This window comes from Clostridium sp. FP2, assembly GCF_011065955.2.
Classification (GTDB): domain Bacteria; phylum Bacillota; class Clostridia; order Clostridiales; family Clostridiaceae; genus Clostridium_AD; species Clostridium_AD tagluense.
Genome location: NZ_JAAMNI020000001.1, coordinates 2,317,383 through 2,344,265, shown reverse-complemented (window position 1 = coordinate 2,344,265; position 26,883 = coordinate 2,317,383). Strand labels below are relative to the sequence as shown.

Genomic DNA, 26,883 nt, shown 5'->3' with positions numbered 1-26,883 from the left:
TTTATTTATAATACAGTTCTAAACTGTGACATATGAGTAATTATATACTCCATACATCCCATACCCATTGCAAATACGGATACCATTATTATCAAAATTATTGCGTGGAAATCGTATTTCATTATCTCTTCCTTGTTTATTAAATATGCTACAATAATTTCAATTCCCAGTAGCACTAGAACTAGGGGCCACAGCGATGCTATTTGTAAATAATTAGTACTTGGATTTATTAATCGTAATAAAAACATTATTCCAAACATAACTAAAACTATTCCGGTTGTAAAGGTCCCCACTCTACGTCCCTTAATCATTCATATCACACTCTTTTTTCTTACCAATAATAAGTTTTGCACCTACAACAATTATTACAACACCTATGATTATTTGAGGAGCCACATTTGTTATATTATTGATAACTCTATATACTCCATCTGGCATATATCTAGCTAAGCTATTTATAACGTTATTCCATATTAAGTAGGCACCAAGCAGTAATAGTAGTACTCCTGACCACAATGTGTGTTTTTTAAATATACCTTTATCTATTTTTGCAAATTCATCAAGAGAAAATAAATAATTATCCTCTAAAAGTAAAAATTCTTCATCTGTAGAATAACGTTTATTCATACAATCGAAAAATGAATAAAACCAGATTAATGGCAATACAAAGAGCAGTGGACCTATAGCAAGAAAGCTAGAAAGAAATATTAAAAAGAAGAATGCTGCCATAAGTGATAGTCCCATCTTCATAAAGCCCATATACATGTGCCCTGCTCCAGGTAACATTGAAAAACAAAAGGTTAAAAATTTACTTTTTTCCTTTTTCATTATTAAAAACCTCCAAATTAATTATTTTTTGAGAGAAATTATTAAGACTTTGATTAACTGTGTTAATAGTACTTAAACTCATTGGGTTTACATTCAATGTTTTGGTTTTAGTATTTGCCAGAAAATTTAATCCATTTGAAAAAACAAACATCAATGCTATACTTGCTGCCATTGCCACCCTAAGAGAATAAAACATAAACTGAGTATTGTTTTCTTTTTTATTTTTAATTTTGCACATTATTTCCTGCTCAAATCCCAAAGGAGCGTTTGCAAGTTCACTATCATTAAAACTATTGGCGAGCATATCCGCACAACCTTCACAATTGCAAATGTGTTCAGATAATAAAACTAGTTCATTATCACTTAGAGACCCCTCTTTAAGTGCTTTTAGCGATATTTTAGTTAAATGGACCTTTTCTTCAAATAGTGTACTACTCACATTAACTCCTCCTTCCATAAAACTTTTAACAGTTTTTTAGATCTATAAAGATGGGTTTGCAATGTCTTCAAACTCTGACCTGTATCCTTTGCCATATCGGAAAGTTTAATATCTTCACAAAAATAGTTTACGGCCACCGCCCTATAGGGCTCTTTTAATTTCTTACATAAACTATATATCCTTTCTCTACTATGTTTCTTTAAAAGTTTATCCTCAGGCAAATCTCCCGTGTCCACTAACCCATCAAAATCTTCATTAGATAAGCTATTAATTGCTCTTGCAGGACTTTTAAGAAAATCTTTACATTTATTTGTGGCAATTGTTGTAAGCCAAGCCTTAAAATTCACCCCATCAAATTTACTTAAGTTTGTGTAGGCAGACAAAAAAGTTTGTTGAGCCAAATCTTCTGCATCAAAGTAATTTTTTGTAAAGGATAGGCAAATAGTAATGATTAAGCGTTCATATTGTTTTATATAGTTTGCAAACTGCTCCTTTTGAATAACCATCACCCCTTTTTTGTCCTTACACTTAATATAACGATTGAAAATATAAAAACACTTCAATTCTATAAAAAAATTAATTTATTATTAGATAACATCCAATATAACTTACAATAAAATGACTTTATTGAGGTCTTTTGTATTGTAATTAAAAATAAGGCTAAAATATAATTAATTATGTTTTGTAAGGAGCAACTGATGTTTAAAAATAAAATAAACCCAGATCTTTACCATGGAAACAATAGGAAAAACAACTTTTTTGAAGGTTGGTATTTTAAATTAATTGATAAAAATATGAATAATGTATTAGCTTTAATACCTGGAATTTACCTTGGTAAATCCCAGGAAAACTCACATTCTTTTATTCAGATATTACAAGGTAATAAAGCCAGTTATAGCTATAAAAAGTTTACAAAAGATGAATTTATCTCTAAAAATAATACTGAGTTTGATATAAATATTTCAAATAACAATTTTTCTCTAAAGGAAATTTCTTTAAATATAAATGATGACACTTATAATATAACAGGCAGTGTTCGTTTTAAAAACTTATTGAAATGGCCAGACTCAGCAATAAATCCTGGAAGCATGGGATATTATAATTTCATACCTTTTATGCAATGCTATAGCCAAGTTTCGGTTATGGATATGGATCTTGAAGGATTTTTATGCATTAATGGCTCTGAAATAGATTTTAGTGGTGGAAAAGGGTATGTAGAAAAAAATTGGGGTTCTGCTTTTCCTTATTCTTGGACTTGGGTGCAATGCAATAGTTTCAAAAATAGAAAAGCTTCTATTAGTTGTTCTATAGGCCACATCCCCTTTATGATTACAAGCTTCAGAGGTTTTTTAATTGGTTTATTCATAGATGATAGATTTTATAAATTTACCACCATAAATAAAAGTACTTTAAACATTGTTCAAAACGCATTAGATGTTATAATAACCACTGAAAATAAAAAATACAAGCTAATAATTGAGACAAAAACAAATAAAAAAGATTTTATGCTCTGTATGGGGCCTAGAGATGACAAAATGATTCCACTAGTTGAGGAAAATTTAAAAGCATCAGTAAAAGTTACTCTTATAGATAAATTAATTTCTAAAACTATATTTTGTGAGAATGGTCTATGTTGTGGCATTGAATATGGTGGAGATCAGAGAATGATATTAAAGTGAATAATCCATAAATATTAATAAATGTTTATGGATAATTATTATTGTTTACAAAAATATTAAACTGTAGTAATATTAAAATAATAGAAAAACATACTAAAATTTATTTTGAAAGGAAGAGATTAAATTGAAAATTGAAAGACTACTCCAACCTAGAATTTTAGGTTCATCAATAAATGTAAAAAACCCCATAGTTATGGCACCTATGACCACTTTTTCAGGAAACCCTGACGGAACTGTATCTGAGGCTGAACTCAGTTATTATAAGGCCAGGTCAAAAGGTGTAGGAATTGTAATTACTGCTGCAACCTATGTAAGCCTATCTGGCAAAGGTTTTCCAGGACAATTTGCTGCCTATGATAACAGCTTTTTACCAGGACTAAAAAAATTAGCTGGAACCATAAAAGGAGAAGGCGCATTGGCAATTCTACAAATATTTCACGGAGGTAGAATGGCAATCCCTGCTGATATACCGGATGGACAAACTATTAGTGCCAGCGCAGTAGCACCAGAAAGACCAGGCGCAATGACACCTAGAGAAATGACGCAGGCAGAGATTCGAGATACTATTAAAGCCTTTGGTGAAACAGCAAAATTAGCTATAGAAGCCGGTTTTGATGGTGTAGAAATTCATGGGGCTAACACATATTTATTACAACAATTTTTCTCTCCACACTCTAACCGCAGAAAAGATCATTGGGGCGGAAATGTAGAAAAACGAATGAATTTCCCATTGGCTATTATAGCAGAAGTTAAAAAAGTAGTAAAAGAAAACGCTAGTGATAGTTTTATAGTAGGATACCGTTTTTCACCAGAGGAAATGGAGAACCCAGGTATAGCTCTAGAAGATACCCTTTTATTTATAGATATATTAGCAAATCAAGGACTAAGTTACTTGCATAGTTCAATAATGGATTTTTGGCAGAGCTCAATGAGGGATACAAAAACTACAAGTCCTATTATTTGCAAAATATTGGACAAGATACATGGTAGAGTACCATTCATTGGCGTGGGTTCCATCCATACACCAGAGGATGCCATTAAGGCATTGGATAGTGGTGTAGATTTTATATCTCTTGGCAGAGAGATAATCATGGACCCAGAGTGGGTTTTAAAAGTTAAAAGTGGGAAAATATCAGAAATACGTACTACCTTGAGTAAAACTCAAGAAAAAGAGCTAGATATACCAGCACCACTTTGGAATGCAATTATAAACACACCTGGTTGGTTCCCAATTACAGAATAATTCTTTTATAGATCTAAACTGCATAATGCATTTATATAAGAAAAGTGCCAGATATGAAATTAAATCATTTATTAATTAAAGGTTTAAGTTCTGGATGTTTTTTAAGCATTTTATTATTAATTGCTGGCACGGCATCATGCAGTTACAATTTGAAAAAAAACAGTGGGAATATTGTTCCCACTTGTTAATTATCTGCATATGAAACTGGTACATTATTTATTCCAAGTTCTAGTGCTGCAGCATATTCATCATATCCTGATACTATTACAAGGCTTCCTTTTTTCACAACAATAGGTTTGTTAAATTTATTATTATTCTTCATATAATTTATTGCTTTGTTCTTTGAACGTTTTATTGACAGATCTTCATTTTCATTTACTAGCTTTGAAATATCCATTATTTCATCAGTTCCAGCTGGCATTTCATAATTTAAATCTATTTGTCCATTCTCATCTTTTAACAAATGGAATATTTTAATTGAGGTTGCCTCTACTGAAATAAACGGTGTACCTTTGCTATTTACGCAGGCCTTCAGTTCACCTTTAATAACAAAGTAATTTACATCCTTCATACCTATTACTGCATCTCTCCAGTAATCCTTTTTTACAATTACTCTATAAATTGATTGCGTCTTATCATAATTAGCTATTTTAAAAAGTAAATTAACGTCTCCATTCTCTAGCCTAGTTGTTTTTACAGGTAATCCCTTAATAATAATTTCACTTTTATTCATAATTATTCTCCTTTTAATTTTATATTTTTAAACTCTCAAATTCTAAAAATAAAACACCTAGAAATCACATGTGACTTTCTAGGTGTTTTAAACTGAATTGTAATTTAACTCCATATTAACTTTTACTAAAGTGAATTTACTTAGTCCTATGTTAGATATTTTTAAATATTTTTCAAATGTATAATTATTATAAGCTAACAAAGACTTCACCCCATTCTAATTTTTTTTATTTGTGACCAACAAATCTTATCTTTCAATATCTTTACTGATACATTCATTGTACCATTTCACGCATAAAATTACAATTTTAATCCCATTGTCCTTCTTTTCTTATATTATTTAATATATTTTTCTTTTCCCCCCTTAAATCTAAATATATTAACGTATTTATAAATGGAGATTAATTTTCCTGTTTTCATGTAAACTTTATGGATCTAGTGGTTACATAAAAATCAATATACTCTACTATAACAGTATTTTATTGTGCTTATAGTATAATTTGTATTTATGGAAATTATAATAATTCAGAAAGGAATAATAATTAATGGGTAATCTTATACTTGATACAGAAAAACTTAGAGAAGAATTAGAAAGACTTATTTCACTAAAAGGCTTAAATCATAAAGATGTATTAAAATTAAGTCAAAGATTAGATAAATGTATATTAATGTATTATTCAGAAAAATATTAGTTATTTTTTATTGTGCTATTGAACAGTTAATTTATGAGTCACATCGCAAATTGGATAAGATAATAAATATAATTATAAATAGAAAAGGTGGTAACTTAAATTGAAACAATTAAAATTTAAAGCTTGGGATAATTATAGACAGAAAATGCATAAACTACAAGGCATGACTTTTGATGCAAAAAGCTTCCTTCCTTCTGCTCTTAAACTCCCTGGTGTGCCTTGGAGGCCTGTTGAAGAATACGAATTACTTCAATGGGTATACTTATCTGATAAAAATGGAATCAATGTATATGAAGGGGATTATATTAAGATTTCATCTACTGTTTACAATGTGGTTTGGAATGATACTATAAGGAATTTTCAGCTTGAAGGGCTGGAAGACCCTTCAAGTCGGAGTATTATTGACGTCTCTTTGGGAGATATCCTGGGAAATAAATTTGAAAATCCAGATTTATATAACAAATAATTTATTACTTAGGATTACATGTCACGCGCTAGCTGTGATTTTTAAAATTATTTTTATTAACATAAATATATATTAACTTTTTACCATATGTATTAGTAAAACCCTTTTAATCAATTAAATTATAGAATATAATAGAAGAGTTACAATCTATAAATTTTTTAATGGAGGAGTGCTGCATATGTTTATTTACATCCTCATTTTTCTCGCTAAAATAATTGAGGTTTCCTTAGCAACAGTTAGAACAGTCCTTATAACTAGGGGTGAAAAATTTTATGGTTCTATTATCGGCTTTTTCGAAGTAATTATATGGTTGTATTTAATTACCACAGTACTTATTGGAATAAATGAGGAACCATTCAAAATGGTAGCATATGCATTAGGATTTGCTTGTGGAAATTATATTGGTTGCATTTTAGAAGAAAAACTAGCACTAGGACTAGTAACCATAAATGCAATAGTATCTGAAAAAGATGGACCGACACTCGCTAAAATATTGAGATCAGAAAATATAGGAGTTACTATTATGGATGCAGAAGGTCTAAAAGAATCTAAAAAAATACTTGTATTACATGTTAAAAGAAAAAGAAAGTCTAAAATATTACAACTAATAACAAATTCCAATATTAACGCTGTAATTTCCCTAGTGGATACTAAAACTATATATGGGGGTTATGGTATTAGAAAATAAGTGCCACCCAAGTGGCAAATGGCATTAATGCCACTTGCCACTTGGGTGGCACAAGCTCTATTTAAGTTTATTAATACTTCTGTATAAGAAAAATGCTGTTAATGCTGTAGCAATCAAATCTGCACAAGGTTGTGAAAGCCATAGTCCATCCAATTCGAAATATAATGGAAGTATAAGAATAAGAGGAATTAGTACTATGACTTGTCTCAAAATACTTAGAATCATTGAGGTTTTCGCCTCATTTATTGCTTGAAAATAGCTTGCTCCTAAAATTTGAAAACCTAAAATAGGTAAAAGTATCAAGTCAATTCTAAGTCCACGTGCCCCCATATTTATTAGTTCAGGATTATTACCTACAAACACACCAATAAGAGGCCTGGCAAACAGTTGTACGCTTATAAATCCAATTGTAGCAATGCAAGTCCCTGCGATTATTGCATACTTTAAAACCTTTAAAACTCTTGAATAGGATTTAGCCCCATAATTATATCCTATTATAGGCTGAATTCCTTGACTTATACCAAATATAGGCATAAAAATAAGCATTGATATACTATTTAATATTCCCATTGCAGCTATTGCAGTATCCCCTCCGTAAGCATAAAGACCTTTATTATATAAAATAATTACAAGGCTTGATGCAATTTGCATAGAAAAAGGCGCCATACCAATAGCAAAAATATCCTTTACAATGTGTGTATGAAGCTTTAAATTTACTTTCTTTATTTTAAGTACACTTCCACTGTTTTTAGAAGTAAAATATTTAAGTACCCATAGAGTATTAAAAGCTTGAGAAATTATGGTTGCTATTGCAGCACCCTCAACTCCCATATTAAAACCGAATATTAATATTGGATCTAATATAATATTAATAATTGCACCAAATACCATTGTTAGCATTGCCATTTTTGGATTGCCTTCAGCTCTAATTATATTATTTATACCAAATCCTATATTTTGAAAAACCGCTCCCATAAGTATGATTTGTATATATGCTTTTGCATAAGGGATACTCTCTCCACTTGCTCCGAATAAGATTAAAAGCTTGTTTAAAAACAAAACTCCAATCAAGCTAAGTACTAATGATATTATTGTTATGAGTATAACTGCATTTCCCAAAATATCATCTGCGGCCTCTTTGTTTTTTTCTCCTAGTCTTATTGATATAACTGCACTAGCACCTATTCCAACAAGCATGCCAAAGGCCATTATAATAACTGATATTGGAAAAGTTATAGCAAGTCCTGATAGTGCATTTGATCCTACACCCTTAATATGACCTATATAAATTCTATCTACAATGTTATATAGTGCATTGACAATCATTCCGGTTATTGCAGGTATAGAAAACTTAAAAAGTAGTTTTCCTATACTTTCTGTTCCTAGTGCTTTTGTTTGATTCATAAAAATTATCCTCCATATCAAAATATAAATATAAAATGTCTGAGTATGAAAATTTCACCATTACTATATCTACTTTATAGTATAACATATGTTTTTATTATTATTAAATCATTGAATTTTAAGATTTCATTAAATATTTTAACCAAAAATATGATATAATAATTCTTTATTGTCTTCTCTACATTTAATTTAAATATAGAGAATAAATTATAGAGAATAAATTATAGAGGATAAAATTGTTAGGAGTGACAAATTATGAAAAATACAATATTAACACCTAGTGGAGTAGCGAAATTAGAAGAAGAATTAGAACTTCGTACTGGGGAAAAAAGAAAAGAAATAACAGCAGCAATTAAAGAAGCAAAGGGTCACGGTGATTTAAGTGAGAATGCAGAATATGATGCAGCTAAAGATGATGAAGCCACCAATAATGATAGAGTAATTAAGATTCAAGAATTGCTTAGAAGTTGTACTGTAGTAGAAGACTACAGTAATGATGAGCATTTAGGTCTTGGTGGTGAGGCTGATATTAAATTCCTTGATACGGATGATATTGAGAAAGTATGCCTTGTATCTACAGTAGAGACTGACCCCGAGTTAATGAATATAAGTATTGAATCTCCACTGGGCATGGCAATATACAAAAAATCCCTTGGAGATAAGTGCATTGTTTTAGCTCCAGAGGGTAATTACGAAGTAACTATAGAAAAAATTTACTAATAAAATAAAACTAAAAAATATAAGCAGAGATAATTCTCTGCTTATATTTTTTAGTTTCATTATGTTTTCTACTTGTTATTATCCACCATATTTTTTTCTGCTGCCTCTACCATTCTCCTTACCATCTCTCCACCAACATTACCTGAATTCTTTATCTTATTTACAATCCCACTAGGAACATCTCCCATATATACACTTTTGCTTTCAATGTCGCCTAGTCCCATGTCTTCCGCTACTTCCATTTTGAATTTTTCAAGTTTTCCCATTGCTTCTGGTACTAATGTTCTTTTAGTCATCTTAATCCCTCCCTATAATTTTTATCTCTACTTTGCATATATACAATTAGTATTTTAAAAAAGGGATTTTTTATTCATTAGCTTTACTTAGCTTGTTTAGATTCATTCCATTCTTTTGCATAATCTTCCAATACTTTATGTAAAACTTTTCCGATTTCAGAATAAGATTCATCATTAAGATTTGCAAGTGATATTCTGATAGCCCACTCTGGGCCATGGAATCCACTACTGCCTAACAAAACTATAGAAGATTGCTCTGCTAGACGTATAAGAATGTCTACTGGTTTATAATTTGCTTGTAAATATTTCATAAATTCTGCATTATATTTTTGCCCTGCCCACTCTAGTAAATCAAATTGAGTATAATAAGACGCATCGAAAGGATCTTCCTGTAAATCCAGTCCCAATCCATCGGACAAAAGTTTTTTACGGTTACGACAAATATCTTTTGTTAATTGCTTATATTTATTTTCTTTATCAATTATAGCAAATACCGAAAAAAACGCCATTTGCACTTGTTGTGGTGTTGATAATCCTGCAGTATGATTAAGTGCTACCTGACGGCTATCTGCTACTATTCTATCTATAAAAGCAATATTATCAGGCTCAGTAGAAATTCCGCCGTAGCGTATTCTTGCTCTCCCCTTCTTGTCTTCATCTTGCTGCCTTAATAGTTTATCAAATACATTGTCTTCATAAAGTGAAATGGTTCCAAGACGCCATCCCGTTACTCCAAAATATTTTGAATAAGAATACACTCCAATTGTATTGTATGGCAAATCTGCCATTAATGAACGGAATTCGTCTACAAAAGTACCATATACATCATCTGAAATAATCATTAAATCTGGATTAACATTCTCTACAATGTTTTTTAACTGATTAACAGTTTGGGGTTTCATTGCAACAGAACCTGGATTACTTGGATTAACTATAAATAATGCCTTTATGCTTGAATCATTTATTTTATCAATTTCTTTAGAAGAATATTGCCATGTATGTCTACCATCTTCAGTTATTTCATCAGCCAAAACTTCAACAACTTCAAAATTGTAGCGTGGTAAATGAGGTATCTCAAGATAAGGTGTGAAAATTGGTGCCATAAGTGCGATCTTATCTCCCTTTGACAATATATTGTTTGCAATCAATGTATCAAAAATGTAGCACATCGCGGCCGTAGCACCTTCAACTGCAAATGTTTTAAACTTCCCTGGAAGTAACTCATTGTAACATAACTCCTGAACAAGATAGTCGTTTACTACACTTTCAACATGTACTAACATTCTATCTGGTTTCGGATAATTATCGCCAATAATTCCATCTACTAATTCGTAAATCCAATCATCTGAATTAAATTTTTTGACTATTATACCGTAATCAATCATTTTACAAAGAAGTTCAATTCCTGGAGCATCTTGATGTTTTTTTGCAAAATCTATAAAATGTTCTGTAATCCCTTCTTTCCTCGGCATTCCAGCTAAGTCATGCTCACTCCACACCTTGCGACTTTCTTCAATAGCAAATTGACCAAAAGTGAAAAATGCTTCTCTTGGAGATGCTGCAATCCAATTAGGATTTCCTCTACCTGCATCCAAAAGTGTATGTGTACCACTTTTCTTTGATTCTTCCGCAAGATTGATTAATTTATCTTTAAGTTCAAAAGGGCTTATTTTACCATAAACCTCTTCTATTTCTTTACGCTGAAGACTTAACTTATCCAATATCTGATACCCCCTATTTATAATTAATTTACTATTTATTATTATTATGCCTAAATAATTTCATTTTAACCTAATAGCCTGATTCTATCAAAAAATAAGCTACCATATCATAGAAAGACCACCTTATAAAAGGTGGTCTTTCTTACTATAAATACTATTTATATTGCTGAAACCTCAATTGCTTGAAGTCCCTTAGGTCCTTCTTCTGTTTCAAATTGAACTTTTTCGCCATCTTCAAGACTTTTTCTTGAATTTTGAATTGCAGATGTATGAACGAAAATATCTTTTTCACCTTCAACTTCAATAAATCCAAATCCTTTTTCTGAGTTAAACCATTTTACTGTCCCGATTTTCATTAATTATCCTCCAAATACAAAACACTATTTTGTGAGATACATTAATTTTGCATCAACAGTGCTTCCTTAACAATATAACACAACATTCAAAAAATATCAATTTTCTATGTTCCTATTTTAGATCACTTATGAAATTTGGAAGATCAAAGCAAGATTTTGCAATGTTCTTTGTTAAATAGCGAGTTTCAAAAGGCAGTTTACTTACGTCCATATTGCTAGGGTCATAAACATCTGACGCCATTGTAAAACTCCATAATCCACCTGGATAAGTTGGAACAAACGCTATATAAGTTTTTACAATTTTAAAGTTCTTCTTTAATATGCTTCTTGTATTCTCAATTATGTTACGATGTATCATTGGCGATTCACTTTGACATACCATTACTCCGTCAGAATTCAATGTTTTCTTTACATTTTTATAAAATTCTTCTCCAAATAAATCCTTAGCAGGTCCCTCAGGATCTGGTGAATCCACCATGATTATATCATACTTAATATCAGTGCTCTTTACATATTCAACTCCATCGCCGAATTTAAAATTGATTCTTTTATCAAAATCAGAACCTCCACTTATTTCCGGAAGAAATTTTATACATTCTTTTGTTACTAATTCGTCAAGCTCCACCATATCAATTATCTCAAGGTCCTCATACTTTGATAGCTCTCTTACCGCTCCACAGTCTCCTCCACCAATTACCAATACTTTTCGTGGATTTTTATGAGTAAGTACTGGAATATGAGTAATCATTTCATTATATATAAAGCCATCTGCCGAAGTGGTCTGCATTACGCCATCAAGAACAAGACACGGACCAAATGCCGCAGAATCAATAAGTGCTACCTCTTGATATGGAGACTTAGAATAGGAAAAACATTTATTGATTTTGTAAGTAATTTTCAAATTTTTCTTCTCAACTTCAACTTCTTCAAACCATAGTTCATTATCAATTTCTTTAAAATACGTTGGTAACTCATTCATTTTCATAATAATTCCTCCATTGTAATAAATATATCTACCTTTTGTATCTCAAAAAGTTAGCACACCTAGTATACCATAAATTTAAATAAGCTAACAATCATAAATTTATGATTGTTAGCTTACTTTTCTATTACATTCTATTCCAAAATTTTTCTCTTACGCCAGTAATTCCTTTACAAGAGGATTTATCTTCTTGCTATCATACTTTCCTTTTAAGTGTGGCATAACAGCCTTCATAACCTTACCCATGTCACCATTTCCCTTAAAGCCATTTTCTGCAATAACTTCAATGACAATTGCCTTTGCTTCCTCGTCTGTAAATTGCTTTGGCATATAAACTGTGAACATTTCAATGGCAATCTCTGTCTCAGCTATAATTTCTTCTTTACTAGCTTGCTTTGCATAGCTAAGAGTTTCATTTAATTGTTTAATTGTTTTCTCAATAATACCTATTAACTCATTGTCTTCAAGTTCTTTCTTTAAGTCCATTTCCTTATATTTAACCTCAGCCATTAAAGTCCTTAAAGCAGTTAGTCTTATCTTATCCTTACTCTTCATATACTTAATAATATCATCTTTTAATGTTTGTTTTAACATATGTACGTACCTCCAATTGATTTAGTGTTTTTCAATAAATTATCTTATATTATATTGTTCTATATACATTATACCCTTAATTTGCTATAAAAGACAAACTGACATTATATTTCTAAAAAACCCATAAACATCTGAATTCAAAGCATTATAATGTTATAATATATATATTAAAATTAGTTAAGAGGCGACATACATGAAATGGATACGGAAAGATGTATTTAATTTAGCAATACCAATATTAACAGAACAGTTATTTGTAATATCTTTAGGTATGATAAATACTATGATGGCTGGCCATATAGGAAAAGAAGCAGTTTCTGCAATTGGAATGGTAGATTCCATAAATAATATATTTATAGCATTTTTTTCTGCTCTTGCAATTGGGGGTATGGTTGTTGTGGCTCAATTCGTTGGGCAGGGGAACATAAAAAAAGCTAATGCTACTATGAAACAGGCACTTTTTTCTGGACTTATAATTACTTTGCTCGTAACTATGCTAATGTTTTTGTTCCAAGGTCCTATAATTGCGTCACTTTTTGGAACAGCGGAACCTGAAGTAATAAGTAACGCACATACATATCTAGGTATAACTTTACTTACTTATCCATTAATAACTATTGATTTAGTAGCTAATGGACTACTCCGTGGCGCTGGAGATACAAAAACTCCTATGAAAGTTAGTATATTTATGAATATTATAAATGTCTGCTTAACCTATACGTTTATAAATATTTTCAGCATGGGAATAGTAGGTGCAGCACTTGGAATAGCTATTGCCAGGGTTAGTGGAGGTATAATTATATTAATAGTGCTTCTACGCGGTTCAAAAATATTAAAACTTACCAATATAAGGGAATTTAAATTTGATAAATCATTATTAAAGCTTATATTTGGGATTGGAGTACCTGCAAGTGTAGAGTCTTTGATTTTTAATGGTGGAAAGTTAATTACACAAATTTTTATAGTAAATATGGGAACCATAGCCATTGCTTCAAACGCTATTGCTGGCTCCGTTGCAACTATGCTTAATGTGCCAGGAAATTCACTATCTATTGCAGCCACTGCTCTTGTTGGAAAATATATGGGAAGAGGCGAAACTAAAGAGGCTGAGAATTCACTATCCTATATTACAGTGCTTTCAACCGTTTTTCTAACAGTGATTGCCTTATTGTTTATACCCTTTGCAGGAAATGTGGTATCACTCTTTACTAATAATAAGGAAATAATCCACTTAGCATCCACTGTACTTATAGTAAATTCAATATGCATTCCCTTATGGTCAATATCCTTTGTGCTACCCTCAGGACTAAAAGGTGCAGGAGATGTTAAATATACTCTGATAACTACAATTATAGGGATGTGGCTTTTTAGAATTACTTTAGGTTATTTATTAGGAGTTGTATTAAATTTGGGACTTGTGGGAATATGGTTAGGTATGGTTATTGATTGGGTTATTCGTGGCAGCTTATATTGTATAAGGTTTAAAAAAGGAAAATGGAAACGTAATACTGTAATAAAAATGACGGCAAACTCTTAACCCTATTTTCTACAAAGACGTAAAGGAAGTGTTATCTTGATTAGTTATATTAATAATAAAGTGCATGAATTTGAAACCCTAGATAAAGCCTTTGCTAATAACACATCAAATACAAAAGAAGTGTTTTGGCTTAATATTAATAATCCAACTGATAGTGATTTTGAATTTTTGAAAGGTAAATTTAATTTTCATCCTCTCACTATTGATGACTGCATTCATAAGAGTAGGAGGAGTAAAATAAACGACTACAATGATTATCATTTTTTAATTATTGCCACATCAGATAGTCATCCAAATAATACATTTTCTTATAATAACATATATGTATATATTAGCTCGAATTATATTATAACAATACATTATGGCGAAAGTAAATCAATAAAAAAGATTATAAATGGCATAGACAAAGGTTTAGCCGTTGTTTCTAATGGAAGTGATTTTGTTTTATATCATATTCTTGATGAAGCAATAGACCAATTATTTGTTATAACTGATAAACTTGAAGAAAAAATCAATATCTTAGAAGAAGAATCCATGAACAACCCTGTTCAAAGTACACTTAACAATATTATGAGAGTAAAAAAAAGCGTTATTAAGCTACGACGAGTTGTTTCTCCGCTACGAGAAGTATTAAATACTCTTTTGAGGCATGATGATATTATAACTGAAAAATACAGATTATATTTCTCTGATATATATGATCATATACTTCGTATATATGATTTAATTGAATCTGACCATGAAATGGTTACATCTTGTTTAGAGCTTTATTCTTCGCAATTATCTAATTCCATGAATAAAGTTATGAAGGTTTTAACTATAATCACTACAATTATGATGCCACTTACAATTATAACAGGAATTTATGGTATGAATTTTGAAAATATGCCCGAACTACATGCTAAATACAGTTATTTTATTGTTATATTTATAATGATTTTTAGTTCTTTATGCGAAATCATATATTTTAAAAAGAAAAAATGGTTGTAATAATCTCATCATTATTCTAAATTAATTTCTAAAATTTCTGGCATGGCAAAAAATCTTATAGGTAGCATTCCATTACCTATTCCACGGGTTAATACTATGTCTCTATTTTCCTCATGAACTATCTTCTTTATATACTTTTGACCATATTTAGAAGATGTGTAAGGTGCATATAATCCAAAAAAATTTATTTGGCCTCCATGAGTATGCCCTGATAGTGCTAAGTCATAATTAATCAGATTTTTATAATCACTGAAAAAATCTGGATTGTGGCATATAGCAATAGTGAACTTATTACTATTTTCTTTAAGCATGCTAATTTGGGGATTTCCTTCAAATAAATCATCTACTCCCACTAACTTTATACTATCTTCCCCAAAATTAATGAATTCTGTTGAATTTTTAAGTAACTTAAAAGAACTTGAGCTAATTTCATTTAATAGGGCATCCTTCCTATTATAATAATCATGATTTCCTAAAACAGTATAAATTCCTAACTTAGCTTTTAAGTTTCTTAAAATTTCAAACTCTTTATCTAAATACACACTTACGTCTCTTTTGCTTTTCACTGAAATATCTAAATAATCTCCACCTATTATTATAATATCTGCCTCTAGTTTATTAATTCTATTGACTACACTTATCAACCTTTTAGCCCTAAAGAATTTTCCATAGTGAATATCTGATATAAAAATAATTTTAAATTTATTAAAACCTTTTGGTATCTTGCTATTCACAACTTTAATTCTTCGAACTCTATAAACCTGAGCTTCAATTAGAATCCAGAATGTAAAAAAAAGAAATAGGTATATTAAAACATGAAATATATTGGTCATAATTTTGCCTCTTTTCGATCCTACTTTAATTTTCTTATTTGATATTACTATTATAAAACAATATTCTTTTAGTTTGTACTTTTCTACAAAAAAATATTATTCCAGCACACTGCTCTACTTCTAGCCACAAAAATAAGCCGAAAAAACACCTGATATGTCTACTTATCAAGTGTTTAAATCACTATCTCAATTTTCTTAAGACAGTTTTTTCAGAGTTTTTGGATGTTAACTTTGTGGACGCTTAAAATTCCCTCTTGTTTTTTTGCATAATTGCGTCAGATTGAGCTTGAGTTATTACTTTGCTAGTTACTAATTCACTTAATGGATTCTTTCTAACATTATTCTGTGAGCTCCCTTGTTGTCCACTTTGTTGAGTATTCCGTTGAGTATTTTGTCGACTATTTCCAGCCTGTGTCTGAGTTTTTGATTTTGACATATTTTTTGTCTTATCTCATTTTCAAGTCGATGCAAACTATTACTCAAAATAATTACTCCTTATCATTAGGACGTCCGAACCTCTTACTCTAAGTATAATTATATGAATATTTTGAATATTAACAACTTATTTCTATAAATTTTCTATAGGAGTTATTTATTAGTTGCCCCTCTCTACTGTCTATTTTTATCTTTATCATCTGAATATTTAGATCTTTTTTTTGCAAGCTTTGCATCGCTTAGAATATAATTTTTAAGATCACTAAAGTTAAATGGAGAAATAGGTGTAAAATATGGTTGGCCATAGCTATTAACTGAAAGCATGTTAGTAAAGATAATAGAAAACCCCATTACAAATCCATATAAGCCGAAAACTCCTGATAATATTATAAGCATGAATTTTAATATTCTTAGAGGAGTTATTATAGTATAGTCCGGAGCAATAAAAGAGCACATTGTAGTTAAAGATACTATAATAACCAGTAGAGAACTAACAAGTCCTGCTGAAACAGCTGCTTGCCCGATAACAATTGTTCCAACAATACCAATGGCAGGACCTATTTGTTTAGGAAGTCTTATGCTTGATTCTCTAAGTATTTCAGATACGAATTCCATTAACATGACTTCTACCAGGGAGTTAAAAGGAACTAAAGTCCTTGATTGAGCTAAAATTAAAACATATGCTGCTGGAAGAATATCTGAATGAAAACTAACTAAGATAACATATAATGAAGATAAAGTTAAAAACAAAAACAATGCTGTTATTCTTATGATTTTTGACAATATTCCTAAATACATATTGTCATAATGATCATCTCCTGAATCTAAAAATTCCAAAAAACCCATAGGAATAATTAATGCTAAATTACTCCCTTCAACAATAATACATATTTTTCCATCTAGAATAGAGGCACATGCCTTATCGGACCTTTCAGCAATTCCAATTTGGGGAAATAAATTATAAGTCTCATTTCTTAGGAATTTTTGAACATACCCTGATTCAATCACTCCATCTATATCAATATTCCTTAATTTATTTTCTACCTCATTAACATATTTAGGGTTTGCAATATCATTGATATAGACAACTGCTACTGCAGTTTTAGTTCTTCTTCCCAGGTAAAAATAATCCACCTTAAGGGACTCATCTTTTATTCTATAACGTATTAAAGATAAATTAGAATCAAAATTTTCATTAAAGGAATCCTTGGGTGTCCTAAGTCCACTTTCCAATTCCGGTGATGGTATACTTCTTTTTTCAATTTTCTTTGTATTAGCTACTATATATTTTTCATCATAAGGCATTAGTATAACTGTATTACCCTTTAAAATATAATCAACTATCTTGTTTTCATCATAATCCAGACTAATTTCATCTATAAAGATAATTGAATCAAATATTAAATCTATTGTTAGCTTTCCGTCAATTTTATTCTGTAAAATCGGTTTAATAATGCTATTTGCGATACCTTCTCTATCTGTAATATTCTTTAAATACAATGCGTATACTTCTGTTTCTAAAATACTTAGTTTTCTAACTGATATACCTATGTCATTTTTCTTTATTTCATTTAATTTATCGAAAAATCCCTTGGTACTTTTCATACTATCCAACCTTTATCATTTACTATTAGCATTGGTATCTTTCAAATTGGTATCAATAATTTTTGTTTTAACATTAATATTTACTTCTGCACTATTATATTTATCTTTCCAGTTTATTTTTTTATAAATCTTAGGATTTTGAGCCCTAAAAAGTTTTATAAATCCAAATGTGTCACAGCCATAATCATATTGAGACTTATTTATAATATCCACAATATCCTTTTTTACCTTTTCAGATATTTTATTCTCTAGTTCTTTGTTAATTTGCTTACTAATAGGGTCTATTTTGTATTGATATTGAAGTGATGCGTTTATATCCAAATTAATATTAATAATAACCTTTTCATCTCTATAATCTGTGATTATATTTCTTTTTTTAACAGCTACTTTAAAAATATACTTCTTTTTATCATCCTTTAAATAAATGGCCTGTGTTAATACAGGTTTCTCATTTAATAAATATAATATTCCATTTGTATCTTCAAATTTTACAATATCAATTAATTTAAAGTCCTTTATAACTCCAAGACCTAAGTACCTTATACTTCCTTTCTCTATTCCTACATATGGTATAAAAAATCCTACGCCTTCATTATTTCTAAAAAAAAGCATATCCCTAGTATTTGTATATATGGCAGTACTATTTTTAGTTAAAATTTTTATACTATCCTCAATAAAAAAACCTGTACTAAGATTTCTCTTTGCTGGATAGTTTAGTATTTCTTTTGCTGGTTCCCTACTTACAACAATTATAAGAGTTTTTCTATAATCATATGTATTATCAATTCTGTTTAAATAACTAAGTATCCCCTCCTTAGCAAACGCTGTTCCGAAGACTGTCACTCTTACTTCCCCTAAAAAGAAACTGCGAGTAACTTCTTGCTCTATATTTGATCTAGCACTTTCTGCGTCTTTACCTATACCTGAATATTGAAATAGACTTTGTTGTTGGGATTGTGTTCCTTTTTCTCCAGTAATAGCTACAAAATCTGTAGATTCACCTGTAATTTCAACATTGTTGTCTACTTTATCCACTCCAGCTGAAAGTATAAAACTTTTTTTATTAACATCCTCAGCATCCCAACAACCTGTAAATGTAGCAGTAACTATTATTATCATTAATAATAAATTAATTTTTTTTATCATACTTTTTCACCTTCGTTATTATTACAAGTATTAATGGCACAACTAATACAGTAAATATACTATAATATCCAATATAGCTTATCATTTTCTTAACATCTTCTAGAGTTTTTGGAAGCATTGATGTACAAAATCCTATGACTATAACTATTAATCCTATTTTATTAAAGGACACTTTATCAAACCATTTACTAAGGAGAAAAATAGTAGCATAGCCGTGGAGTAATACTGTAGTGAAAATAGATAGTATCCATGTAACTGAAAAAACACCATCAAGTCTACCGAGAAAATCTAAATATTCTACGTCAATTCTTCGTATTGTGGCCCTTAGTGCATCATCATAATATATAATATTATCTGGTCCTAAAACTGATATGCAAGATTCTACAGTAAATATATAAAGAAGACCTATAAAAATTATTGTAAAAGTAATATACTTAAATATACTTTTATCGTTAATTTGCTTATGGAATGGAACAAGACAAATTACTTCTACACCTACCACAAAAGCATATAGTGTTGAAGGTATTGCTTTTAAATATTCTATTACTCCTAAGGTTGGTATAATGGGCATTATATTAATAAGTTTACCCTGAGTAGAAATAAAAGTGTTTATAATTAAATAAAAAATAATAGTTATCATTCCATACAATTCACAAATTCTTCCAATACCCTTTAGTTTTTTAGAAATGCTATAATAACAAACTAATATTAATAATAACGTCAAAGCATTGATTGGGGTTTTTGAAAGTAGAGTTATTTTAATTAATTCACTTGAAATTCTGCTTGTCATTGCAAATATAGAAAAAAAGTATACTATGTATAGAAATATCAATATATTTCCTATATATTTTCCAGTTAGAAGGATACTATAATCATATATTGTTTTTTCCTTGTGAACGTATCCAAGAAATGTAAACATATATCCAGCGATAATTACTATAACCGTTGTAATAAGTAAAGGAATCCATCCACCAGTACCAGCAGCTTCCGCAACCCCCTTAGGAAGACCAATAATACCGTATCCTACTATCCCTCCAAATACTAAAAGAGCAATTTGTCTATTAGTAAGATGTTCATTCATATTCTCACTCCCTTAGTTATTATTAGTATAATCATAAAAAAAAATACTATACTATATGGAGAAATGCTTAATTAATTGTATTGGGCTTGGTATTATACCTTGCATTTTTGGATGCATTTTTGGATGCATTTTTGGATGCATTTTAGGAAAGCATGATGAATGTCTTAGATTCTATTAATTTTAGTTTATAAAAAAGGAAATACTTAAAAAGCATCTCCTTTTCCTTCTATATTTGCTGTCTGTTTGCAATTAGAAAACTCTTTACATTTCTATATCCTTCCAGCACTCCTTAAAGCTAATTCTCCAAAAAATTACATTAACTATTAAAAGCAGCACCGCATAAACAGCAACAAATATCATATTATTTCTAATAATTATATGTATTCCAGCAAAGCCTCCAAGCAAAAAAATTGTGATTACGGATGGCATTATAAGCTTCCCACTATCTGCTGTACCAAATTTTACGCTAAAGGGCATTGCCTTATTGGATACTTTAAAATACACTAATGATGATATTATAAGAACTAAAAACATTACTATTAAGTCTATAATTATTGATGGTCCTTTAAATATTATAAACACTATAGACTCTAATATATAGACTGGTATTATTAGCTTGAATATAGTTCCTTTTATTGCTCCTTTTAATAGCACTCCTGGTTTTTCTATAGGCAATACCTTGTATATAAAAGCCCCCTTATAATTATCACTATTATTTATAAACGCTGTACAAAAGCATAGTAAGAATATACTCATATACATTAATAAATGAATTTTCCCGCCATAGCCTGTTTGAATATTAGCCATGAGGGATTTACCACTTCCCCTATCCATAAACATAAATAGGATTGGTATAAAAAACGCCATTGCAAGTGATGGATACACCTTAAGCTTCAAGTTTCTTTCTGTAGATATCATGTTTTGAGTAAATTTAAACATACTTTTTTCAATCTTATCCTTGCAAACAAGCCCTGCTATAAATTCTTGTCTAGTTGCGCTTCGCTTACTTACAGCCCCTCCATTTTCATTTAATTTTTGAAGGTTCTTTTCAAAATAAGGTACTACTCTTTTAATATAAAGCGTAATTAAGATAATGGGACCTACTATTGCAAGTGAAAGTAAAATTTTTAAGAAAGATTGTTTATTCCCATCTATCAATATTCCAAAGGGAGATGCAAACCACATAGATGGAAGTAGTGCATGCCAAATTTTAGGCACATATTCACTATTCATACTTTTCATATCAAAAACTCTTGAAACTAACTGATATCCGAAGGCAAATACAAATGCTAATAATATTTGAAAATAGTTTATTATATCCTTTAGTTTTTCTCCATCAAAAAACTTTAAGACTAAAGTATATAATAGCGCTGTTAAAGCTATAACTATTAGTACTGCCAGTATATTTTCTACACTAAATATAACAAAAAATAAAGCTCCATATTTTACTGTACCAAGAACTAGTGGAATCAAATTTAATGACAGTGATAAACCCATTAAATATATACATATATGAGTAGTCTTAGCTGCATTAAAGGTCCTACTATCTATAGGTCTCGGTAACAATATATTTTTTTCTTTTACATCTAGTAAAACTGCTGAAAAGTCAGATATCATAAGTGATATCATCATAAATAGATTTATACCTATTACAATATTTGTAGCTTTCATAGCTGGCATATCACCCATCATTACTAATCCAATAAAAATACTCATAAATACATTGACCATCAATAAGGATAAATAATTATTCTTATCCTTATCCTCATCTGTCTTTTTACTATTTCCCATAGCAGTACTTACTCTACGACCATCCATGGTTAGTTTTATCTGCAGAATCATTCTCATAGTCTTATAGTTAATGCCTGATTTTTTATATAATAATTGAAATTTATCTAATATTTTAAGCACGATAAAATCTTTCATATTTACACCTCACAAACCAAAGAAACAAATTCTTTTGCAATCTCTGCATGCTCATTAAAGCCTGTTAATTGATTGAATATTTCTTCAAGTGAACCTTCCTTTTGATTATTCTTAAGCTGCTCAAAACTTCCATCTGCAACTATTCGACCTTGGTTTAATAGTATTATTCTATCGCTTACCTTCTCTACCACATCCATTATATGTGAAGAATAAAATATGGTTTTCCCTCCCTTTGCAAGAGTGTTCATAACTTCTTTAAAGACCATTACACTATTAGCATCTAGTCCACTTAAAGGCTCATCAAAAAATAATATATCTGGATTATGAATCAAACTACATATTATAAGTAGCTTTTGCTTCATACCTTTTGAATATGAAGATATTCTTGAACTTATAACGTCTTCCATTCCAAATAAGCCCATCATTTTTTTTGCTCTCTCAATAAGGTTTTTCTCCTCTAATCCATATATTTCACCTATAAAGCTTAGATACTCATAAGCAGTTAAGTTTTCATATATGTCTGCAATCTCTGGTACATACCCTATTCTCTTTTTATATTCTATGCTTCCATCACTTATATCTTGTCCTAATATTTCAACTGTTCCTGTGTATCCTTCTAATATACCCAGCATTATTTTTATAGTTGTACTTTTACCGGCGCCATTAGTCCCTATATAACCTATTATCTTCCCTCTAGGAATTTCTAAATTTATCCCATTAAGCACCTTTTTACTGCCATAGCTCATTTGTAAATCTTTAATTGATATTATAATTTCTGAATTTTCCATGATACCTCCCACTCCTTAGTTCTTCCTATTCATTGAAACTGTTATATAAAAAATACCAATAGATGTAAGCCCTTAAGTTTATCAATTGCATATTTACGACTTTAGCTATTCGGTAAAATTTACATTTATATATAAATTATATCATTATTATAACTAATAGGTAATAATTAATAAAGTTTTCTCTGTAAAAAGATAATTTCTTTAACGACATTTCATAAGGGAAGTGATGATTTAATAGTAAATAGTGTATCACTTTCCCCTTTTTATAATTTGTATGCGCGCTTTATGCGCAGATTTTAATAGCATAATTGATGTGTAGATTGCAACTATTACCACTAACCATTTAACAATACCTAGTGGTAGGCATTTAACAATATATGCAGCAATTAATACTCCAGCACTTCCAAACAACGTAATAGCTATGGATGCTTTTCTATCATATGCCCCCTTTTTCACAAATTCAATAGATCCCGCCGGCATAAGGAAAGCACAGGAGCCCATCATTATTGGAAAAGCAGCAAGAGGATTCATTCCAAGTGCATAAATTAATCCCATACAAGGAGCATAAAGACCAACACCTAGTTGCATTAGAGCTCCAAGTATAAAATTACAACCAATGGCTATCATAAGCCTCGTTCCTGTAAGCCCATTAGCTGTCCCAGCTATTGGCATAAAATGCAACAAATCTGAAAGCATAATAATAGCAACCGTAATTAGTGCGAGTCCCATTCCAATTCTTACTTTTCTTACGTTAAATCTTGCAACAATATCTGCTCCCATTATTGCACCTAAAACCGCAGCAATAATCATTGAAATCAATGTTATTTTATCAACTTTTATTACAGTAAAAAAAATAATTGCCTCCAAAACTGTAGGAATTGTACAAGATACATTTAAAGTACCGGGAAGAGTTCTATCCTCAGTCAATTCTAAGAACCTTACTATGGATGTTATAATAGCAAAACTTCCTACTCCTAAAGTATCAAAAAAATTAGCTATAAACCCTATTATACCAAAAGTAATAAAATTTACATTGCGGATTTTTTCTGCCTCTGCTGCTTTGAATAGGTCATAAGTATATATAAAGGCAAAGTATAATGTTAACAAAATTAGTAACCCTAATAGTATTTTAACCATACAACATCCCCATTCTTGAATTTATAACAATACATTATATACCATTAAGAATAGTATATTCTATGCAAATGTCTTCTATACGAAAATGTTTGTGACTATAACTAAATAAAAAAAGTTAAACCACTCCTTTATGAAGTGGTTTAACTTTTTTATTACCAATTGAATCAATAATGTTCTATTTCCATATGCGCCAATTTATTTTATGGTGATGGTTTAATTTCCACAAAAACTAATTTCCCGTTTGAAATTGATGCCAAATAATTCGTGTATATGCCAATAAATTCACCCTTGAAATCTATTTTTTTATTATCACTTACCCTAATTATACTATTATCAGAAATAGTATATACATCTCCACTTTTAAGAATTATTAATTTGTTAGGTGAAACATTTTCTTTTAAGTTTAACTGTTTCCAACTAGATTTGTTATCCGAAAGTTTTCCGTAATGTAAGTTACTAACGTTTCCATTTTCATTTTTCCCAACATAAATATTATCTTTTCCATCCGCACCTAATAAAAGTAAGTTAGTAGAACCATTTATTTTTATTATTCTTTCTTTTGTATTTGTTCTTATAAAATTGTTAGTTAAATCTTCATAAGCCAAATGATCATCGTGGGATGCAACAGCCATTCTACTAATACTTCTACCATGTGTTTGTATTTTAGTCATTTCTTCATTTATATCAATTCTATATACAGAACTTGTTATTTTATTACTGTATGTTTTTAAATACATTAATCCAGTTAAAGTAGATACTTGAATATCAACTTTTGTTTTTTCATCCACTAGTTTTATAGCATTTGCAATATCTAAGCTATAATCTCTTATTTCTTCTTTTGTTTCCTTTCCAGCATCATAGGTGAAAAATTTTATATATCTTGAATTACCAACGGTAAGCTTCTCTGCTAACATTATCTTATTAGCATCTGGTAACCATTTATAGGATATACACTTAGCCCCTCTAAATTTAATACTTTTAAAATTGCCAGTGCCTGTATCTAAGACTTTTAGATCTCCGCTGTTATCAAAATATGTAGTATATGAACCATCATATGAAAGAGAGACATCTGAATAACCCTGTGGAAAGGTAACATTAGGTTTTAATGTTTTTTTCTTTATTATATCTTGAATTTTAGTTATTTTAATGTTATGTTCATCTGAAAAATATATTTTATCCAAAAATAGGTATAATGAACATTGAAGAATCAGTGATATTACTATCCATCGGATAAATACTTTTGAAGCTTTCATTCATTTAACCTCCTATTTTTTAACATAGAATATTGTTGGAATAGGGCGTTCACCAAACTTACCACTTGGATTGTTTAAAACTTTTCCATCATAATACATAGTTGTTGAAGCACCTCCATCCAAATTAATCGCATTAAAGGCATTTTCTTGTTTCATTATATCTTGTACATCTTTTATTGTAGCTCCAATTTGAAGTCCTTGTCTTCCGTCTATTACAAGTAACAAAATCGCCCCATCTTCTTTCCTTTGACCAATGGCAGTTCTTGGTGCAGGGCCTTGATTATCTATATTTACACCATCTTCTCTATTTTTAGTAATACCATCTAATATTAAAATTGGTCCAAATGTCATTGCATCTGTTACTTGATTTTTCCTTAGCTCATTTAAGCTATACTTTCCAACAATTAATACACCATTTTTGGTTATACCTACTAGATCTCCAGCTATTTTCTTATTTGGATCTGCTATCTCTTTAGGATAAATAACATTACCAGCTGCCATAACTATACCAATTGGTAATGCCCCTGTTCCAGTCCATGTAGCTGTGGAGTTTTGTGCTTTGTCTGTGAATCCACCGCCATTTATAGCCGCTATTGAATTAAATTCTTTGGCAATGGTACTAGTTTTTTCTCCTTGTTCTCCTAATAATTTAGAGTACCCTACCTTCAACATTCTTGGATTATGTACAACCATCATTAATCCACTAAATTTTTTTCCTTGAATTTTTTTTAATTCTATACTATTATCATTTAAATTTGTGTTTATATTATTTAAATCTTGTTGTTGTGTGGAATTATCACTCGAATTTACATATGCAGGTACAGTTGAAATATCACCATTTCTTATTTTTTCTATTTGTGAATTTGACAAAAATAATGTAGCTAAATATTGATGCTTAAAACTAGACATAGCTGCACCAACCACCATCTTTTTAAGTGTATTAAAAGGTCCATAATACACTATAAATGGCGAAGTGGCTACGGAGAAAAAAAGTTCAAACATTATAAAATATACAAATAGCTTAAACCTTCTACTTTTTTTGTTTTTCCTCTTATCCATTATGCTATTATTGTTTCCCTTGAACATAGCTTTTCTCCTCTCAGTTACAGTTTATATTTCTATAAGATATTAATATAATTTTTTTATTGTATTTATCATAAATAATATCATATTGCCTTTGGAATCCACCAAATATTTCATCAGTAATCTCTCCACATGGGGCTACTCATTCCTTGGCAAGTTGTAGACAAAAACAAGAGAATGCCAGAAATTAACCCTAAAGATAAGTATTAGGTTTAGGATAAAATAAGGT

Annotated in this window: 28 protein-coding genes; 8 read left to right on the top strand and 20 right to left on the bottom strand. The window is 30.0% G+C overall.

Features of this window, described 5'->3' with window-relative positions; genetic code table 11:
• Positions 1-5: 5 nt before the first annotated feature.
• From G9F71_RS11240 to G9F71_RS11225, 4 genes are read right to left on the bottom strand one after another with little or no spacing between them, the layout of a single operon-like run.
• Entirely contained in the window at positions 6-311 is a 306-nt protein-coding gene (locus G9F71_RS11240) for a LiaI-LiaF-like domain-containing protein (RefSeq protein ID WP_164948222.1), read from the bottom strand.
• Positions 304-828 (bottom strand): hypothetical protein, encoded by a 525-nt coding sequence (locus G9F71_RS11235; protein WP_164948223.1) that lies wholly within the window; start codon positions 826-828, stop codon positions 304-306. Before G9F71_RS11235 ends, G9F71_RS11240 begins: the two co-directional genes overlap by 8 nt.
• Positions 809-1,267, bottom strand: a complete 459-nt coding sequence (locus G9F71_RS11230) for a hypothetical protein (protein ID WP_164948224.1) — start codon at positions 1,265-1,267, stop codon at positions 809-811. The genes G9F71_RS11235 and G9F71_RS11230 overlap by 20 nt, the downstream gene beginning before the upstream one ends.
• Entirely contained in the window at positions 1,264-1,776 is a 513-nt protein-coding gene (locus G9F71_RS11225) for an RNA polymerase sigma factor (protein WP_187353020.1), read from the bottom strand. The genes G9F71_RS11230 and G9F71_RS11225 overlap by 4 nt, the downstream gene beginning before the upstream one ends.
• 189 nt (positions 1,777-1,965) lie before the next feature.
• Here G9F71_RS11225 and G9F71_RS11220 point away from each other — a divergent pair, with 189 nt between their 5' ends.
• Entirely contained in the window at positions 1,966-2,946 is a 981-nt protein-coding gene (locus G9F71_RS11220) for a tocopherol cyclase family protein (RefSeq protein WP_164948225.1), read from the top strand.
• 124 nt (positions 2,947-3,070) lie between these two features.
• A complete protein-coding gene (locus G9F71_RS11215; protein ID WP_164948226.1) occupies positions 3,071-4,189 on the top strand; it encodes an NADH-dependent flavin oxidoreductase in 1,119 nt (372 codons plus the stop codon).
• 184 nt (positions 4,190-4,373) lie between these two features.
• Here G9F71_RS11215 and G9F71_RS11210 read toward each other — a convergent pair whose 3' ends face one another.
• Entirely contained in the window at positions 4,374-4,922 is a 549-nt protein-coding gene (locus G9F71_RS11210; RefSeq protein ID WP_125002296.1) for a hypothetical protein, read from the bottom strand.
• Between the two features lie 544 nt (positions 4,923-5,466).
• Between G9F71_RS11210 and G9F71_RS11205 the strand changes: the two genes are divergently transcribed.
• The 3 genes from G9F71_RS11205 (at position 5,467) to G9F71_RS11195 (ending at position 6,767) form a co-directional block, all read left to right on the top strand.
• On the top strand, positions 5,467-5,613 hold the full coding sequence (locus tag G9F71_RS11205; protein WP_164947472.1) for an aspartyl-phosphate phosphatase Spo0E family protein: 147 nt from the start codon (positions 5,467-5,469) through the stop codon (positions 5,611-5,613).
• A 100-nt stretch (positions 5,614-5,713) separates the two neighbouring features.
• Positions 5,714-6,079 carry a YopX family protein gene (locus G9F71_RS11200; RefSeq protein WP_164948227.1) on the top strand — a complete coding sequence of 122 codons (366 nt, stop codon included), beginning with the start codon at positions 5,714-5,716 and terminating at the stop codon, positions 6,077-6,079.
• Between the two features lie 178 nt (positions 6,080-6,257).
• Complete coding sequence (locus tag G9F71_RS11195; RefSeq protein ID WP_164948228.1) at positions 6,258-6,767, top strand: DUF2179 domain-containing protein; 510 nt, start codon at positions 6,258-6,260, stop codon at positions 6,765-6,767.
• A 57-nt stretch (positions 6,768-6,824) separates the two neighbouring features.
• On the opposite strand, the gene G9F71_RS11190 is transcribed toward G9F71_RS11195, so the two are convergent.
• Positions 6,825-8,171, bottom strand: coding sequence for an MATE family efflux transporter (locus G9F71_RS11190; protein WP_164948229.1), 1,347 nt, complete (start codon positions 8,169-8,171; stop codon positions 6,825-6,827).
• Positions 8,172-8,426: 255 nt separating this feature from the next.
• Here G9F71_RS11190 and greA point away from each other — a divergent pair, with 255 nt between their 5' ends.
• Positions 8,427-8,891: a transcription elongation factor GreA gene (gene greA, locus G9F71_RS11185; protein WP_125002286.1), complete on the top strand. Its 465-nt coding sequence runs from the start codon at positions 8,427-8,429 to the stop codon at positions 8,889-8,891.
• Positions 8,892-8,959: 68 nt separating this feature from the next.
• Here the strand turns inward: greA and G9F71_RS11180 are convergent, their stop codons facing one another.
• The 5 genes from G9F71_RS11180 to G9F71_RS11160 form a co-directional block, all read right to left on the bottom strand.
• Complete coding sequence (locus G9F71_RS11180; RefSeq protein ID WP_164947467.1) at positions 8,960-9,187, bottom strand: alpha/beta-type small acid-soluble spore protein; 228 nt, start codon at positions 9,185-9,187, stop codon at positions 8,960-8,962.
• A gap of 83 nt (positions 9,188-9,270) precedes the next feature.
• Complete coding sequence (aspD, locus tag G9F71_RS11175; protein WP_164948230.1) at positions 9,271-10,908, bottom strand: aspartate 4-decarboxylase; 1,638 nt, start codon at positions 10,906-10,908, stop codon at positions 9,271-9,273.
• A gap of 158 nt (positions 10,909-11,066) precedes the next feature.
• Positions 11,067-11,264 (bottom strand): cold-shock protein, encoded by a 198-nt coding sequence (locus tag G9F71_RS11170; RefSeq protein ID WP_125002280.1) that lies wholly within the window; start codon positions 11,262-11,264, stop codon positions 11,067-11,069.
• 112 nt (positions 11,265-11,376) lie between these two features.
• Complete coding sequence (gene speE / locus G9F71_RS11165) at positions 11,377-12,249, bottom strand: polyamine aminopropyltransferase (RefSeq protein WP_164948231.1); 873 nt, start codon at positions 12,247-12,249, stop codon at positions 11,377-11,379.
• Positions 12,250-12,399: 150 nt separating this feature from the next.
• Positions 12,400-12,840 (bottom strand): GatB/YqeY domain-containing protein, encoded by a 441-nt coding sequence (locus G9F71_RS11160; protein WP_164948232.1) that lies wholly within the window; start codon positions 12,838-12,840, stop codon positions 12,400-12,402.
• Between the two features lie 193 nt (positions 12,841-13,033).
• Here G9F71_RS11160 and G9F71_RS11155 point away from each other — a divergent pair, with 193 nt between their 5' ends.
• On the top strand, positions 13,034-14,377 hold the full coding sequence (locus G9F71_RS11155) for an MATE family efflux transporter (RefSeq protein WP_164948233.1): 1,344 nt from the start codon (positions 13,034-13,036) through the stop codon (positions 14,375-14,377).
• Between the two features lie 36 nt (positions 14,378-14,413).
• Positions 14,414-15,367, top strand: a complete 954-nt coding sequence (corA, locus tag G9F71_RS11150) for a magnesium/cobalt transporter CorA (RefSeq protein ID WP_164948234.1) — start codon at positions 14,414-14,416, stop codon at positions 15,365-15,367.
• Positions 15,368-15,378: 11 nt separating this feature from the next.
• Here corA and G9F71_RS11145 read toward each other — a convergent pair whose 3' ends face one another.
• The 9 genes from G9F71_RS11145 to G9F71_RS11105 form a co-directional block, all read right to left on the bottom strand.
• A complete protein-coding gene (locus G9F71_RS11145) occupies positions 15,379-16,200 on the bottom strand; it encodes a metallophosphoesterase (protein WP_164948235.1) in 822 nt (273 codons plus the stop codon).
• Positions 16,201-16,809: 609 nt separating this feature from the next.
• Entirely contained in the window at positions 16,810-18,240 is a 1,431-nt protein-coding gene (locus G9F71_RS11140; protein WP_164948236.1) for a spore germination protein, read from the bottom strand.
• A gap of 15 nt (positions 18,241-18,255) precedes the next feature.
• Positions 18,256-19,386, bottom strand: coding sequence for a Ger(x)C family spore germination protein (locus G9F71_RS11135; RefSeq protein WP_164948237.1), 1,131 nt, complete (start codon positions 19,384-19,386; stop codon positions 18,256-18,258).
• Positions 19,370-20,467: an endospore germination permease gene (locus tag G9F71_RS11130; protein ID WP_164948238.1), complete on the bottom strand. Its 1,098-nt coding sequence runs from the start codon at positions 20,465-20,467 to the stop codon at positions 19,370-19,372. The genes G9F71_RS11135 and G9F71_RS11130 overlap by 17 nt, the downstream gene beginning before the upstream one ends.
• Before the next feature lie 261 nt (positions 20,468-20,728).
• Positions 20,729-22,393: a hypothetical protein gene (locus tag G9F71_RS11125; RefSeq protein WP_164948239.1), complete on the bottom strand. Its 1,665-nt coding sequence runs from the start codon at positions 22,391-22,393 to the stop codon at positions 20,729-20,731.
• A gap of 2 nt (positions 22,394-22,395) precedes the next feature.
• Positions 22,396-23,181, bottom strand: coding sequence for an ABC transporter ATP-binding protein (locus tag G9F71_RS11120; RefSeq protein WP_164948240.1), 786 nt, complete (start codon positions 23,179-23,181; stop codon positions 22,396-22,398).
• Between the two features lie 249 nt (positions 23,182-23,430).
• Complete coding sequence (locus tag G9F71_RS11115) at positions 23,431-24,318, bottom strand: sulfite exporter TauE/SafE family protein (RefSeq protein ID WP_164948241.1); 888 nt, start codon at positions 24,316-24,318, stop codon at positions 23,431-23,433.
• A 200-nt stretch (positions 24,319-24,518) separates the two neighbouring features.
• Positions 24,519-25,571 (bottom strand): hypothetical protein, encoded by a 1,053-nt coding sequence (locus G9F71_RS11110; protein ID WP_164948242.1) that lies wholly within the window; start codon positions 25,569-25,571, stop codon positions 24,519-24,521.
• 12 nt (positions 25,572-25,583) lie between these two features.
• Positions 25,584-26,657, bottom strand: a complete 1,074-nt coding sequence (locus G9F71_RS11105; protein WP_224626336.1) for a phosphodiester glycosidase family protein — start codon at positions 26,655-26,657, stop codon at positions 25,584-25,586.
• Between the last annotated feature and the right edge of the window lie 226 nt (positions 26,658-26,883).

Coding starts and splice junctions, on each gene's coding strand:
- G9F71_RS11160 (WP_164948232.1), bottom strand. CDS start 12,840: ATGTTAAAACAAACATTAAAAGATGATATTATTAAGTATATGAAGAGT.
- G9F71_RS11235 (WP_164948223.1), bottom strand. CDS start 828: ATGAAAAAGGAAAAAAGTAAATTTTTAACCTTTTGTTTTTCAATGTTA.
- G9F71_RS11220 (WP_164948225.1), top strand. CDS start 1,966: ATGTTTAAAAATAAAATAAACCCAGATCTTTACCATGGAAACAATAGG.
- speE (WP_164948231.1), bottom strand. CDS start 12,249: ATGAAAATGAATGAGTTACCAACGTATTTTAAAGAAATTGATAATGAA.
- G9F71_RS11145 (WP_164948235.1), bottom strand. CDS start 16,200: ATGACCAATATATTTCATGTTTTAATATACCTATTTCTTTTTTTTACA.
- G9F71_RS11180 (WP_164947467.1), bottom strand. CDS start 9,187: ATGACTAAAAGAACATTAGTACCAGAAGCAATGGGAAAACTTGAAAAA.
- greA (WP_125002286.1), top strand. CDS start 8,427: ATGAAAAATACAATATTAACACCTAGTGGAGTAGCGAAATTAGAAGAA.
- G9F71_RS11140 (WP_164948236.1), bottom strand. CDS start 18,240: ATGAAAAGTACCAAGGGATTTTTCGATAAATTAAATGAAATAAAGAAA.
- G9F71_RS11210 (WP_125002296.1), bottom strand. CDS start 4,922: ATGAATAAAAGTGAAATTATTATTAAGGGATTACCTGTAAAAACAACT.
- G9F71_RS11205 (WP_164947472.1), top strand. CDS start 5,467: ATGGGTAATCTTATACTTGATACAGAAAAACTTAGAGAAGAATTAGAA.
- G9F71_RS11125 (WP_164948239.1), bottom strand. CDS start 22,393: ATGAAAGATTTTATCGTGCTTAAAATATTAGATAAATTTCAATTATTA.
- G9F71_RS11240 (WP_164948222.1), bottom strand. CDS start 311: ATGATTAAGGGACGTAGAGTGGGGACCTTTACAACCGGAATAGTTTTA.
- G9F71_RS11105 (WP_224626336.1), bottom strand. CDS start 26,657: ATGTTCAAGGGAAACAATAATAGCATAATGGATAAGAGGAAAAACAAA.
- G9F71_RS11135 (WP_164948237.1), bottom strand. CDS start 19,386: ATGATAAAAAAAATTAATTTATTATTAATGATAATAATAGTTACTGCT.
- G9F71_RS11170 (WP_125002280.1), bottom strand. CDS start 11,264: ATGAAAATCGGGACAGTAAAATGGTTTAACTCAGAAAAAGGATTTGGA.
- G9F71_RS11120 (WP_164948240.1), bottom strand. CDS start 23,181: ATGGAAAATTCAGAAATTATAATATCAATTAAAGATTTACAAATGAGC.
- G9F71_RS11115 (WP_164948241.1), bottom strand. CDS start 24,318: ATGGTTAAAATACTATTAGGGTTACTAATTTTGTTAACATTATACTTT.
- G9F71_RS11195 (WP_164948228.1), top strand. CDS start 6,258: ATGTTTATTTACATCCTCATTTTTCTCGCTAAAATAATTGAGGTTTCC.
- G9F71_RS11190 (WP_164948229.1), bottom strand. CDS start 8,171: ATGAATCAAACAAAAGCACTAGGAACAGAAAGTATAGGAAAACTACTT.
- G9F71_RS11155 (WP_164948233.1), top strand. CDS start 13,034: ATGAAATGGATACGGAAAGATGTATTTAATTTAGCAATACCAATATTA.
- G9F71_RS11110 (WP_164948242.1), bottom strand. CDS start 25,571: ATGAAAGCTTCAAAAGTATTTATCCGATGGATAGTAATATCACTGATT.
- G9F71_RS11130 (WP_164948238.1), bottom strand. CDS start 20,467: ATGAATGAACATCTTACTAATAGACAAATTGCTCTTTTAGTATTTGGA.